The following is a 12,494-nucleotide window of genomic DNA, read 5'->3' on the forward strand; positions in this document are numbered from 1 at the left end:
TGCAGATGCAGGCCTGTATACCGTAACAGCCGTGATGGCAGATGTACCGGCCAACTCATTTTACCTTCGATGCGCTATTATCTATGAGCACCTTCCGGAAAGCAAGACCAGGTGTCTTCGAAAAAGAAGGTTGGGACTATGTAGATTTTTATACCTACTTTTTGACATCAAAAGACTTTGATCCTACAAAGTTTAATCAGAAGGTAACTGACTTTCTCAAACGACATATCCCAGTAAATGAAAACGCCAATTCAAAATACAGTTTCCATATCGAGCCCATGCTTCAGGCATATATGCACTCCGCTGCGGATCGCCAACCGGGAACAACGGGTAGCTTTCAAAATTTGTACATTTTCGCGATTATTGGCGGATTTATCCTGCTGATTGCCTGTGTCAATTTTATGAATCTTGCTACGTCCAGATCCATGGAGCGTGCCAAGGAAGTCGGTGTCCGAAAAGCCATTGGGGCCAATAAAAGCAATCTGATTCTACAGTTTATGTCTGAATCGCTGGTACTCGTATTTATCGGCGGTATATTAGCTATCGCTTTGGTCATTGCCTTTCTCCCTTTTATGGAAGCTTTTTCCGGTAAACAGTTTGGTTATTCAACCCTCCTTAACGGCACCACATGGACAATTTTCTTTTTAGTAACACTAATAACCGGGATATTAGCCGCAAGCTACCCCGCATTGATCCTCGCAAATTTTAAACCGATTAAAGTTCTGAAGGGGACGTTTAGCAACAGTAAAGGTGGGACATTATTACGTCGGGGTCTCGTCGTCTTTCAATTTTGTCTTTCTATTGCATTGATTGCAGGTACGGTGATTGTATTTTCCCAATTGAATCAACTGCAACAGCAAGACCTTGGATTTCAAAAAGCACAACGTTTAATCATCGACTATAATTTCGATGAAAAAGTCAACAACAACTTAGAGGCAATCAAAAATACACTCGCAAAAGATAAAGATGTACAGTCGGTGACAGCCTCACGCACCATTCCGGGGCATTTTTTCCAAATGCCGGAACAGAGATTATGTCTACCGATGGCAAAATGACCAATTTCGCTCCTTCACTATATGAAGTAGATATAGACTTTATCCCCAATATGGGCATCAAGATGGCAGCAGGAAGAGCCTACTCACGCGATTTCCCAGCAGATAGCGCCCATTCACTCGTGATTAATGAATCAGCAGCCAAATTATGGGGTATTCAAACCCACAGGATATCATCGGAAAACAATTTAGACAGTGGGGCAAAGAAGGTACGGTCATCGGCGTTGTAAAAGATTTCAATTACCTGTCCCTGCATCGCAAAATTGAGCCATTAGCGCTACGACTTGAGCCAAGTAGCAGCCGTTATCTGACCGTGAATCTACAAAATGTCAATCAACAAACAGTGGCACGAATTGGTAAATTATGGGCCGAACTCGCCCCTCACCGTCCCTTTCTATATAGTTTCTTAGACGATAATTTTAACCGTCAATACGAAGCCGATTATAACTTCAGAAGACTCTTTACAGCCTTTTCAAGCCTAGCCCTTTTTATTGCCTGCTTAGGTCTACTGGGATTGGTAACCTATACTGCTCAACAGCGTACCAAAGAAATCGGGGTCCGCAAAGTGCTTGGTGCTTCCATATACAATTTAGTGCTCCTGCTTTCTTCCGATTTTATCAGACTATTAGTCATTGCGCTCTGTATCGCTACCCCGTTATCATGGATAGCAATGAACAAGTGGCTGGATAATTTTGCCTACCATATTGAGCCAAAATGGTGGATGTTTGCTTTTGCCGGATTTACAGCTGTTCTCATTGCCCTGGTTACCGTTAGTTTCCAAACGTTTAAAGCCGCTAAAGCCAATCCGGTCGATAGCCTAAGAGACGAATAAATAGTATACCATCAAGAACAAACTTAATATATCAGCACAACACAAACAGTACAATCATGATCAAAAACTACATAAAAACAGCCTGGCGAAGTATTCGGGCCAACCGATTTTTCAGCATCCTTAATATTAGCGGATTAGCGATTGGCATCTGTGTCTCGCTGCTATTGTTTGCTTTTATTCGTCAGGAACTGAGTTTTGATACGATGTATTCAAAAGCCGATAATATCTATCGTTTGCACATGCAGCTGTCGGCAGAATACAACCGGGAGAAAATGATCAACCTGCCCAATGCGGTGGGGCCTGCAATGAAATCAGATATTGCGCAGGTTGACAATATGGTGCGACTGGTAAAAGATGGCTTTGGAGCAACGGCTTCCATTCGCGCTGGAGAGGAAAATTTTAATGAGAAACAATTATACCTTGCCGATTCTACATTATTCTCCATTTTTGATTTCCAATTTATAGAAGGGAATATTCATACTGCGTTTCTAAATAAAAAAGTATTGTCCTTTCTCAATCAACAAAAGAAAAGTTGTTTGGTAAGCGTGAAGCACTGGGAAAACTCATTTCCATTAACCAAAGAGATACCGTACAGGTCACCGGTGTATTCAAGGATCTTCCCGCAAATAGTACACTGGACTGTAATATGGTCATGAATATTATGGATTCTTGGATGGGACAAAATGTCTATTGGAGTAATGCCAGCTATGAGACGTATATATTACTAAAAAAAGGATCCGATCCAGCTGCTGTTGCGCAAGAAGCAACAAAATTGATTGACAAATACGTAGAAAAAGACAACCGGTATTTCACCGAATTTTTCTTACAACCACTGTTAAAGGTGCATCTCTACTCATCAAGTCTTGGAGAGGGAGTTACCAAACGCACAGGAAACATTGACACCATCCGAACACTATCCGTTCTTGCTTTTCTCGTCATCGCCATTGCCTGTATCAATTACATGAACCTGGCCACGGCAAAGTCACAAAAGAATGCTAAAGAGGTGGGTGTAAATAAGGTACTTGGAGCTACTCGAGGCCAACTCATTGTCCGCTTTTTTGTCGAAACCGCAACGATTAGCCTATTTGCGATGACAATCGGTGTGGTTTTGGCCATTATTTTGATCCCGCTATTTAATACCATCGGCAATACAAATATTACCGTGCAACAACTTCTGACCTGGGATATGCTAGGGATATTAGCGCTATCCTGGTTTATAATTACGTTTGTTGCTGGCAGCTACCCAGCCTTATTCTTATCAAAGATCAAATCGATCGCATTGATGAATAAAGGTTATAACAAACAAGGGAAAACCGTTCTGATCAGACAAATATTGGTGATATGCCAATTTACCATTTCGATTATATTGATCATCGGCATCTCTGTGATGCTCACCCAGATGAATTATATCCGAAATAAAGACCTCGGCTATCAACCGGAACATGTGATCTCTATCCCTATCCGTTCTTTCCGGAGTCAGGAAAACTCAACACGCTCAATCAACAGGTCCAAAGCTTATCACATACGCTGTCTACCACATTCGTACAGTCCGTTCCTGGAAGCAATGAAAGCGGAAAAACAATCTATAAACTCAGCACAGATAAACAGGGATTACCGACACTAAGTTGTGTCACTTATGGAAAGACCGTAAATACACTTGGATTAAAACTGCTTGCCGGAAAAGATTTACCCGACATTTGGGGACGTCCAGATTCCACCTGTTATATGTTGATCAACGAGAAAGTAATGAAATACTTAGGGTATAAATCCCCACAGGAAGCGATTGGAAAACATATCGTCACCGAGATGAGCCCGACCAACTCGATCATCACGGGTGTCGTCCAGGATTTTAATTATGCAAACCTTAAATCCGAAATCGGAGGTTACAGCTATTACAGCATGAATGATCCCTCGGAATCACCACGCAACTTATTGATCCGCTATAAAACGACAGATGTTCAAGCATATATCGAACAAATAAAGAGGATATATACAGCTGTTGCTCCGGAAGCTGCATTCGATATTTCTTTTTAGATCAACATGTGCAAGACCAATATGAAAATGAAATTCGGTCATCCAATGTCATGAGTATGTTTTCATTTCTTACTCTTTTTATTGCCTGTCTCGGTCTGTTGGGATTAGCAGCCTATACCACCGAAGCCAGAAGCAAAGAAATCGGTATCCGCAAAGTCTTGGGAGCTAGTGTTCCGGGCATTATTCATTTATTATCATCAAATTATATCAAACTGATTCTTCTCGCTTTTCTTATTGCCGGACCGATCGCTTATTATCTCTTCAGCCATTGGTTAAATGATTTTGTGTATCATATTGAGATGCCATGGTGGGCTTACCTGATTGCGATCGTATCGGTCACGCTGGTGGCGTTTATCACCATAGGATTCCAGACATTCAAAGCCGCGCTATTGAATCCGGTAAATAGCCTAAGAGACGAATAGATCTTCATCTGGTTGAATCAATTTAAAACTAAACGACAATGATTGGAAACTCACTAAAAACAGCCTATCGTTTTTGAAAAAACATAAGTTGATTACATGTATCAATGTCATGAGCTTGGCCATTGGCATCACAGCGACATTAGTTATCTTTTAATGATTCAATACGACTATAGTTTCGATAAAAATGTTCCCAACCGCGAACAGGTTTACCGTATTGTCAGCAACGGTGAGTTTAAAAATGCAGGTGTATACATGCCTTTAGTACGAACTATGGAAGAAGAGCTACCAAACCTCGACGCCATAGCTCCCATCTATCGAAGTCATGTTCAAAAATTGAAAATCACGACTGCTAGCAACAAAGTTCAAGTTTTTCCAAAAGAGCAACGTATTTTACTGACCAACAGCCAATATTTCAATATTTTACCACGCAAATGGCTATCCGGAAATCCACTTAGCCTAAATACAGCTGGTCACATCGTACTAACAGAAAAAACACTGGAAAAATTCTATGGCAATGAGTCTCCAGCCAATGTCATTGGCAAAACCATTGTCTATGCAGACAGTATCCCACTCCAGGTTGTCGGCGTAGTCGAAAATGCACAACAAAATTCAGATTTTAATTTTGACAGTTTTATCTCCGAAAAAACAATTCCACAGAACAACAGCCTGAAAGAGATGTTTAATTGGGAGGCATGGAACAGCATCTCCGATTCCCATCAGGTATTGATCAAAACCAAAGCAGGTACGGCTCCAAGTGCTATAGAAAGTAACATTGCAAATCTACTCAACAAATATAGGAACAAGAATGGTAAGACATTTAAAGATAAACTTATCTTACAGCCCCTATCAGAGGTTCATTTTGACACAACTTTCAATTATGGAGCGACCAAGCCCGAAACGCTCCGCAACCTGATTTTGCTCGCCATATTTCTTTTAGCATTGGGCGCTGTCAACTTTATCAACTTATCTACTGCACAATCCATTGAACGCGCAAAAGAGGTTGGTATTCGCAAAACATTGGGAAGTTCAAAATCCACTTTAATTAAGCAATTTTTAGTAGAGACATTTTTGATTACCCTAACAGCGACACTACTTGCCGTTCTATTACTCCCTTTGTTTTTACGTGTTTTTGAAGGATTTATCCCCAAAATTTAAGTCTGGATTTGTTAGATAAGAAATTGATTGTATTGTTCCTATTTGCTCAGCTTATGTTGGTTACATTGCTGGCTGGTTTTTACCCTGCATGGGTACTGACGGGATATGCTCCTGTATTAGCCCTTAAAAATCAGCTGGGAAAAAACACCAATCTTTCCAGAAGTGCATGGATACGCAAAGCCTTGACCATTTTTCAATTTGTGATGGCCCAAGCTTTTCTGATCTGTGTGCTGATTGTGATTCGACAGATCAATTATCTATCCCACAAGGATATGGGATTTCAACGCGAAGCAGTCATCAACATCGATATTCCCGGAGCATTTCAAAATTCGGACAAAGGGCTAATGCTCAAAAACGAACTGCTGAAACTTCCCGAAGTAAAAGCCATAAGTTTTGGAAATATTGCACCGGCAATGAGTGGTTTTATGACCACTTCAATGGTGTATGATCAATCATCGGACAAAAAATCCTTAACTTTTGATAACCGGTCAGGCGATGAGAGCTATCTGGATGTTTATAAAATTCCACTTTTAGCAGGAAGAAATATTCGTTTACTGGACTCAACAAGTGAAATGCTGATCAATAAAAAGGTTTAGAATTATTAGGTATCCAAAACCCACAGGATGCAATTGGGAAAACTTTTGAAAACGGAGAATCCACTATTGTCGGTGTTATGGAGAATTTTGATATCGCTTCGGCCCGTCAGACTGTCAAACCTGTACTCTACATCGGAAGCAAGACCGGTTATGTGCTTCATATCGCTTTAGACCAAAAGCATCCCGAAAACTGGAAAACAGCGATTGATAAAATTACCTCCACTTACAAAGCTTCCTTCCCTGACGATGAGATCGACCTCCGCTTTGTGGATGAGATTGTCCAACAATTCTATGAACAGGAAAAACAACTTTCCAAATTATTGTCCTGGGCTGTCGGGCTCTCCATATTTATTGCGGGGTTAGGATTATTTGGGTTAACCATATTTACCGCTAATCAAAGGACAAAAGAGATCGGCATACGTAAAGTTTTAGGTGCCTCAGTACTACAGATCACCTTTTTATTGCTTAAGAATTTATTGACGCTGGTAGCTATAGCCTGTTTGATTGCATTCCCGATCGCTTATTACTTTATGCATCATTGGCTAGATGATTTTGCATATCGTACTGATCTAAATCCATGGATTTTTGGGCTATCTGCCCTAAGCCTGATTGGATTTGCAAGCTTTGTACTATCAACCAAAAGTATTATGGCCGCAAAAGCAAACCCGGTAGATAGTCTAAGGGACGAATAGATCAGGCAATGACGGCGAGAATGGTATACAGTTAATTTTGAATCTAATACAGATTACAATGATAAAGAATTTCATCAAAACCGCATGGCGCAGTATTTTTTCCAACAAATTCTATAGCGCTATCAATATCCTCGGGCTGACTGCAGGATTAGTTGTGGGAACCTTCCTACTACTTTGGATAAAGGATGAATTGTCCTTTGATCGTTTTCATAAGAATCAAGGCTCTATCTACAAAATTGGGATTGAGGGTGGAACAGGGATCTCAAAACGCATATTTGGATCTATCATTGCCCCAGTTGGAAGTTTTGCCAAGAGAGAAATCCCTGAGGTTCAGGACGCCGTACGTATCTTTAGGATCGGTGATGCCACCATCAAGTATAAAGACAAACGATTTACAGAAAAGAATTTCGCTTTTGTAGATCCGAGTTATTTTAGTGTTTTTGACTTTCCTCTTATTCAGGGTAACCAGAAGCAACCTTTTCCCGATAACAATTCAGTTGTCCTTACCGAGAGTACCGCCCGTCGGTATTTTGCTGATGAAAATCCAATCGGCAAGACGGTGGTATTGGGAATAGAAGACCTATGCATAGTTAGCGGAGTTATCCCCGACTATCCCGAAAATTCTTCCTTTCAATTTCAGGTACTCCTCCCCTTTCACGGTTTAACGAGCAAGCCTACATCAAAAATAAAACCACCTACGACAATAAAACCTATCTGTCATCGATGGATGAAGATTGGTCCAGTTTCGCCTTTGGAACCTACCTGCAATTGAGACCCGGTGCAAGCCCCGCTGTCGTGGCTCAGAAATTACAACAGATACATGAACGCAGTAAACCCGAAGATGCTCCTGTTCCTTACATTACACAAGAATTAGCGAAAATGCATCTTTATCAGATGGATGGTAGCGATGGCGGTATTGGCACGGTACATATTTTTATCGGAATCGCTCTGGTCATCCTTGTCATAGCCAGTATCAATTACATCAACCTCTCTACCGCGCGATCTTTATCCAGATCCAAAGAGGTTGGCATCCGTAAAATTATCGGAGCCGGAAGAAAAGAACTCTTTTTCAATTTATGCTAGAGACCACGTTGCTCTTCACGATCGCCGCGACTTTAGCAATATGCATTGTTTTTATCTTTCTTCCCTTATTTAACAGTTTCTCTGGCAAACAGATTTCCTGCAGCTGTTCAGTACTGAACTATGGAGCTACATTTTAATCATGCTGATCGGCACATTGCTATTGACCAGCATTTATCCGGCACTGTTACTTTCAAACTTTGACCCAATCAAAGTACTAAAAGGTAGATTCGGAATGAAGAAATCAAATTTTAGAAAGATATTAGTGGTCTTACAGTTTACAGTATCCATTGTTCTCATCGCAATGACGATCGTCATCGGCCGACAATTGGAATATATACGCAACAAGAATCTAGGATACGAAAAGAGCAATATTATCTCGGTTGCGATGGCACCAAAAATGGCGCAACATTTTGATGCCATCAAAAGTGATCTCCTAAAAAATAAAGGGGTAAGTGATGTCATTCGACTTGGACGGGATATGGTATATGGCGGAGTATCCACCGGCGACAACGATTGGGATGGAAAACCCAGTAATTCAAACCTGTGGGTCAGCATGACGTATTCGGATCAATTCGCGCTTGATTTTTTCAAAATAAAGCTAATTCAGGGAAAAACTTCACCGGCTCGATGGCAGATTCTACGCACTTTCTCATCAATGAAACTGCCGTTCGTGAGATGGGATTAAAGGATCCAATTGGTGCCCGTCTACGGATCCGAACTGTTCCGGGAACCATTATTGGTGTGGTCAAAGATTTTAATTACGCAAGTGTACGTCAAAAGATCGAACCCATGGTCTTTCAATTTAGTCCGAAAGATTGCCAGCAGCTTTATATAAAAACAAACCCTGCCGGAACCGAATCGGCGTTGCATGCGCTGCGACAGATCTGGAAAAGCTATTATGACGATATGCCGATCAGTTATAGTTTCCTCGACGAAAGCTACCAACAGCAATATATGAGCGAGCAAAAACAAGGAACATTGTTTAATTTCTTTGCCATCATAGCGATACTGATTTCATGTCTGGGACTTCTTGGACTATGCACCTATACCGCACAACTGAAAACCAAGGAAATTGGCATCAGAAAAGTCCTCGGTGCAACGGTATTCAATATTATGCAAATGCTGAATAAAGAATTTTTGCTTTTGATCATTATCGCGAATATCATTGCAATTCCTGTTGCGCTATATTTCACTTCGAACTGGTTAGATGGATTTGCCTTCAGAACAACAGTGCCGATAACAATATTTTTAGGTGCGGGCATCCTAACGATTATGATTGCCCTGTTTACCGTTAGTTTCCAATCGATCAAAGCAGCTATTGCCAACCCCGTCAAGAGTTTAAAAGACGAATAGCTTATGTTCATAAAAATCAACTCTTTATATATTGGATAATTAATCAGTACACCAAAAACAACAAACATAAGCATCAAACACCGCCATGACTAAATTATTTTTGAAAACCGCTTTACGCAATCTTAAACGCAACCCCTTAAATACGGCAATCAATATTCTCGGGTTGTCTTTGGGATTTACGGTTGCTTTGGTGAGCACCTTGTGGATCTTGAAACAATTTTCCTTCAACCGCAATCATGAAAACTATGATAGTATCTATCAAGTCATGTTAACAGGTACCTTCAATAATGAAAAATCTACGGGTCCCTCTACTCCTGTCCCTTTAGCAAAGGTTATTGCATCTGATTTTACCAATGAGGTGCAGGATATTACATTGGTCACTAACGAAAGTAACAACCTTAAGGTTGGGGACAAGAAGTTCAACGTCGATGGTTTCTATGCAATGGGCAAATTTTCCGAATTGTTTTCATTAAAATCTGTACATGGAGATATTTCTACCCCTACCGCAGCATCCACCATGATAATCTCGGAATCATTAGCCAATCGTCTATTGGGGTCAACTGATGTAATCGGGAAGACTATTCAGCTCAACGGAAAAGAGCAATATAATATACTCGGTGTTTTTGAAGATATTCCCGAGAATAGTACTTTTCAAGGATTGGCGTATATTTTGCCTTTTGTCGATTACCTCCGCAAAAATGAAGGTATAGACGAAAGTTGGTCAAACTGCTTTTTTCGCACGTATGGCAAAATCGAGAGCCCACAAAATATCCGGGACTCGAGCAAAAACTGACCAATATCTTTAGAACAAATCTTACAGATATCAACCCTGAGATCTTGTTGCATCCCATGTCCAAATGGAATCTTTATGATTCATTCAAAAATGGTAAAAATGCAGGTGGACAAATTCAATATGTGTGGATGTTTGCTTGGATAAGCATATTTATTCTTTTGTTGGCCAGTATTAACTTTATTAACCTCAGTACAGCCCGAAGCTTAAAAAGAGGAAAGGAAATTGGTATTCTAAAATCTGTTGGTGTAAACCGTCGGCAACTGATTGCCGGATTTTTAGTTGAGTCCATCCTCTCCGTATCCTGTGCTTTTCTGATAGCCCTTATAGTAAGCACTTTGCTTCTTCCGTGGATAAATACCATCACCAATACCGCATTACATGTTCCATTTACGCGTCTTCAATTCTACTTATACTCCTTTTTGGGGATTCTCTCTATTGGTGTTCTTGCTGGACTATATCCCGCACTATTCTTATCCTCTTTCAATCCGATCCTTGCGCTCAAAGGAAAGATGAACATCGGCAAACGGGGATTTAATGCTAGAAAGGGAATGGTTATCGTACAATTTGCGATTTCCATCTTTCTGATGATTGCAACCTATTTGGTCATCAAACAATTGCACTATACAAAGGATCGTCCGATTGGTTACAAAAGCTCAAACTTAGTCAACATCACCAGTACTAGTCAATTAATTTCCAAAAACTTTGAGATTCTTAGAAAAGAACTGATCGGTCAACGTTTGATCCAGGAGGCCTCACTTACTTCGAATTTTGTAAACAAACTCACTTTAACTGGTGGCGGTTTTAACTGGCAAGGGAATGAAACAAAGGAAGGATCCATTATGGGGATTTTCACGATAGACGAAAACTTTGCCAAAACCGTACAATGGAACTTTTTGAAGGGAAGAAATTTCTCCAAAGATTTCAAGACAGATTCCACAGGAGTAATCATCAATGAAGCAGCAGCCAAATTTATGGGGTTACAGACCTGACGAGCAAGCAGCTATCCAAAAGAGGTATCAACTATACGATTATCGGTATTATACAGAACACCTTATCCGAGTCCCCTTTAAGTCGATTACTCCTACAGCGTATTTTCTTGACTTCCTACCAAAAAAATAAAATAACACTCAGACTGAATGAGCAGCAAGACATCAGTCAGACGATGAAAGCAATCGCTCAACAATTCAATCGTTTTGATCCAGATCTTATTTTTGATTACGCGTTTACAGATAAAGAATATGCCAAGCAATTTGAACAAATGGAAATGATCAAAAGCCTGACCAGTATTTTTACGGGGCTTGCCATACTGATTTCCTGTCTTGGGCTATATGCATTGGTCGCATTTCTAACCGAGCAACGTGAAAAAGAAATTGGTATCCGTAAGGTTCTTGGCGCATCAGAAGTTAGTTTATGGAAATTATTATGCACCGAATACCTCTGGTTGACATTGATCGGTTTCCTCGTTGCAGCTCCGCTGGCCTATCTGTTAATGGAAACATGGCTCAATGATTATGTTTATCGCATTTCAATTAGCTGGACTGTATTTGCCCTTACGGGATTAACTGCACTGGGCATCACCTAATAACAGTCAGTTATCAAGCTATTAAAGCAGCATTGGCTAACCCCGTGAACACATTACGAAACGAGTAGATCCACATGTTCGGCGACGGACAGCAGACTGTCCGTTTCCGAACATACAACAGGCCGTCAAAACAAAACAACAATTAATAATCAACAAGTTACACTTATGGCAAACGAATTGAATTAGCTATTTCTATTGTGGCATGACCAGCAAAAGCCTATCTATCCAGATAAACGACTTTGCGGGACAGAAAATTATGGAAAAGTCAAAAACTCAATACGATGATTAAGAATTACCTTAAAATTGCCTGGCGGAATATCAAAAAAATAAGGGTTTTTCCTTATTAAATATGTTTGGCCTAAGTTTGGGCATTACCTGCTTTCTGTTACTAGCAGCCTATATTTTTCACGAATCAAGTTATGAACGTTTTTTCCAAATGCCGACCGTTTAGCTTATTTCAGTTTGACCTATAAGGCACCCAATAGTACCGAAGAGGTAAACTCCAGTGTAACGCCCACAGCACTGGCTCCCACCTTGCAAGCAGAGCTTCCCGAAATCGAACAAGCGACGCGATTATTCGAATATTCCAAGGCCGGAAATGTAGAATCGAAAGACGAAACGACGAAGGAAAAAAAAAAACTGATGTACGCCGATCCTAATTTTTTTAACACTTTAAGCTATACATTTATCGAGGGCGACGCGAAACATGCGTTAACCGAACCGAATCAAATCGTACTGACAAAAAAACTAGCCGAAAAATATTTCCCAAAACAATCTGCACTGGGAAAACCTTAACTATCGATAAAGTCAACTGGAAAGTCTCCGGTGTCATACAAGATTTACCGACAAATACACAGATAAATTTCACGGCCATTCTTTCCAACAAAGATTTAGCACGCT

Annotated in this window: 17 protein-coding genes and 1 pseudogene; all 18 read left to right on the forward strand. The window is 40.5% G+C overall.

Going from position 1 to position 12,494, the window contains the following annotated elements; translation table 11 throughout:
- Positions 1-41 precede the first annotated feature (41 nt).
- The 18 genes and pseudogenes from KUH03_RS12415 (at position 42) to KUH03_RS12500 (ending at position 12,389) form a co-directional block, all read left to right on the forward strand.
- Positions 42-1,055, forward strand: a complete 1,014-nt coding sequence (locus KUH03_RS12415; protein WP_257093731.1) for an ABC transporter permease — start codon at positions 42-44, stop codon at positions 1,053-1,055.
- Positions 1,034-1,282: a hypothetical protein gene (locus KUH03_RS12420; RefSeq protein ID WP_257093733.1), complete on the forward strand. Its 249-nt coding sequence runs from the start codon at positions 1,034-1,036 to the stop codon at positions 1,280-1,282. Before KUH03_RS12415 ends, KUH03_RS12420 begins: the two co-directional genes overlap by 22 nt.
- Positions 1,201-1,884, forward strand: coding sequence for an ABC transporter permease (locus tag KUH03_RS12425; protein WP_257093735.1), 684 nt, complete (start codon positions 1,201-1,203; stop codon positions 1,882-1,884). The genes KUH03_RS12420 and KUH03_RS12425 overlap by 82 nt, the downstream gene beginning before the upstream one ends.
- 56 nt (positions 1,885-1,940) lie before the next feature.
- Positions 1,941-2,596: pseudogene (locus tag KUH03_RS12430) on the forward strand (ABC transporter permease); the annotation flags it as partial.
- Positions 2,597-2,725: 129 nt separating this feature from the next.
- Positions 2,726-3,508 (forward strand): ABC transporter permease, encoded by a 783-nt coding sequence (locus KUH03_RS12435; RefSeq protein WP_306429736.1) that lies wholly within the window; start codon positions 2,726-2,728, stop codon positions 3,506-3,508.
- 101 nt (positions 3,509-3,609) lie between these two features.
- Positions 3,610-3,918 (forward strand): hypothetical protein, encoded by a 309-nt coding sequence (locus tag KUH03_RS12440; RefSeq protein WP_257093737.1) that lies wholly within the window; start codon positions 3,610-3,612, stop codon positions 3,916-3,918.
- 8 nt (positions 3,919-3,926) lie between these two features.
- Positions 3,927-4,340, forward strand: coding sequence for an ABC transporter permease (locus tag KUH03_RS12445; RefSeq protein WP_257093739.1), 414 nt, complete (start codon positions 3,927-3,929; stop codon positions 4,338-4,340).
- A gap of 96 nt (positions 4,341-4,436) precedes the next feature.
- On the forward strand, positions 4,437-5,495 hold the full coding sequence (locus tag KUH03_RS12450) for an ABC transporter permease (RefSeq protein WP_257093741.1): 1,059 nt from the start codon (positions 4,437-4,439) through the stop codon (positions 5,493-5,495).
- Between the two features lie 8 nt (positions 5,496-5,503).
- On the forward strand, positions 5,504-6,091 hold the full coding sequence (locus tag KUH03_RS12455; protein WP_257093743.1) for a hypothetical protein: 588 nt from the start codon (positions 5,504-5,506) through the stop codon (positions 6,089-6,091).
- A 77-nt stretch (positions 6,092-6,168) separates the two neighbouring features.
- Positions 6,169-6,783 (forward strand): ABC transporter permease, encoded by a 615-nt coding sequence (locus tag KUH03_RS12460; RefSeq protein WP_257093745.1) that lies wholly within the window; start codon positions 6,169-6,171, stop codon positions 6,781-6,783.
- A 58-nt stretch (positions 6,784-6,841) separates the two neighbouring features.
- Positions 6,842-7,555 (forward strand): ABC transporter permease, encoded by a 714-nt coding sequence (locus KUH03_RS12465; RefSeq protein ID WP_257093747.1) that lies wholly within the window; start codon positions 6,842-6,844, stop codon positions 7,553-7,555.
- Positions 7,552-7,866 carry an ABC transporter permease gene (locus KUH03_RS12470; protein ID WP_257093749.1) on the forward strand — a complete coding sequence of 105 codons (315 nt, stop codon included), beginning with the start codon at positions 7,552-7,554 and terminating at the stop codon, positions 7,864-7,866. The genes KUH03_RS12465 and KUH03_RS12470 overlap by 4 nt, the downstream gene beginning before the upstream one ends.
- 139 nt (positions 7,867-8,005) lie before the next feature.
- Complete coding sequence (locus KUH03_RS12475; RefSeq protein WP_257093750.1) at positions 8,006-8,551, forward strand: ABC transporter permease; 546 nt, start codon at positions 8,006-8,008, stop codon at positions 8,549-8,551.
- On the forward strand, positions 8,494-9,219 hold the full coding sequence (locus tag KUH03_RS12480) for an ABC transporter permease (RefSeq protein WP_257093752.1): 726 nt from the start codon (positions 8,494-8,496) through the stop codon (positions 9,217-9,219). Before KUH03_RS12475 ends, KUH03_RS12480 begins: the two co-directional genes overlap by 58 nt.
- A gap of 85 nt (positions 9,220-9,304) precedes the next feature.
- Entirely contained in the window at positions 9,305-10,012 is a 708-nt protein-coding gene (locus tag KUH03_RS12485) for an ABC transporter permease (protein WP_257093754.1), read from the forward strand.
- A complete protein-coding gene (locus tag KUH03_RS12490; RefSeq protein ID WP_257093756.1) occupies positions 9,937-11,001 on the forward strand; it encodes an FtsX-like permease family protein in 1,065 nt (354 codons plus the stop codon). Before KUH03_RS12485 ends, KUH03_RS12490 begins: the two co-directional genes overlap by 76 nt.
- A 173-nt stretch (positions 11,002-11,174) precedes the next feature.
- Positions 11,175-11,594, forward strand: a complete 420-nt coding sequence (locus KUH03_RS12495) for an ABC transporter permease (protein ID WP_257093758.1) — start codon at positions 11,175-11,177, stop codon at positions 11,592-11,594.
- A gap of 462 nt (positions 11,595-12,056) precedes the next feature.
- Positions 12,057-12,389 carry an ABC transporter permease gene (locus KUH03_RS12500; RefSeq protein WP_257093760.1) on the forward strand — a complete coding sequence of 111 codons (333 nt, stop codon included), beginning with the start codon at positions 12,057-12,059 and terminating at the stop codon, positions 12,387-12,389.
- Positions 12,390-12,494 lie beyond the last annotated feature (105 nt).

Source organism: Sphingobacterium sp. E70 (assembly GCF_019285695.1).
In the GTDB taxonomy this organism is placed as follows: Bacteria; Bacteroidota; Bacteroidia; order Sphingobacteriales; family Sphingobacteriaceae; genus Sphingobacterium; species Sphingobacterium detergens.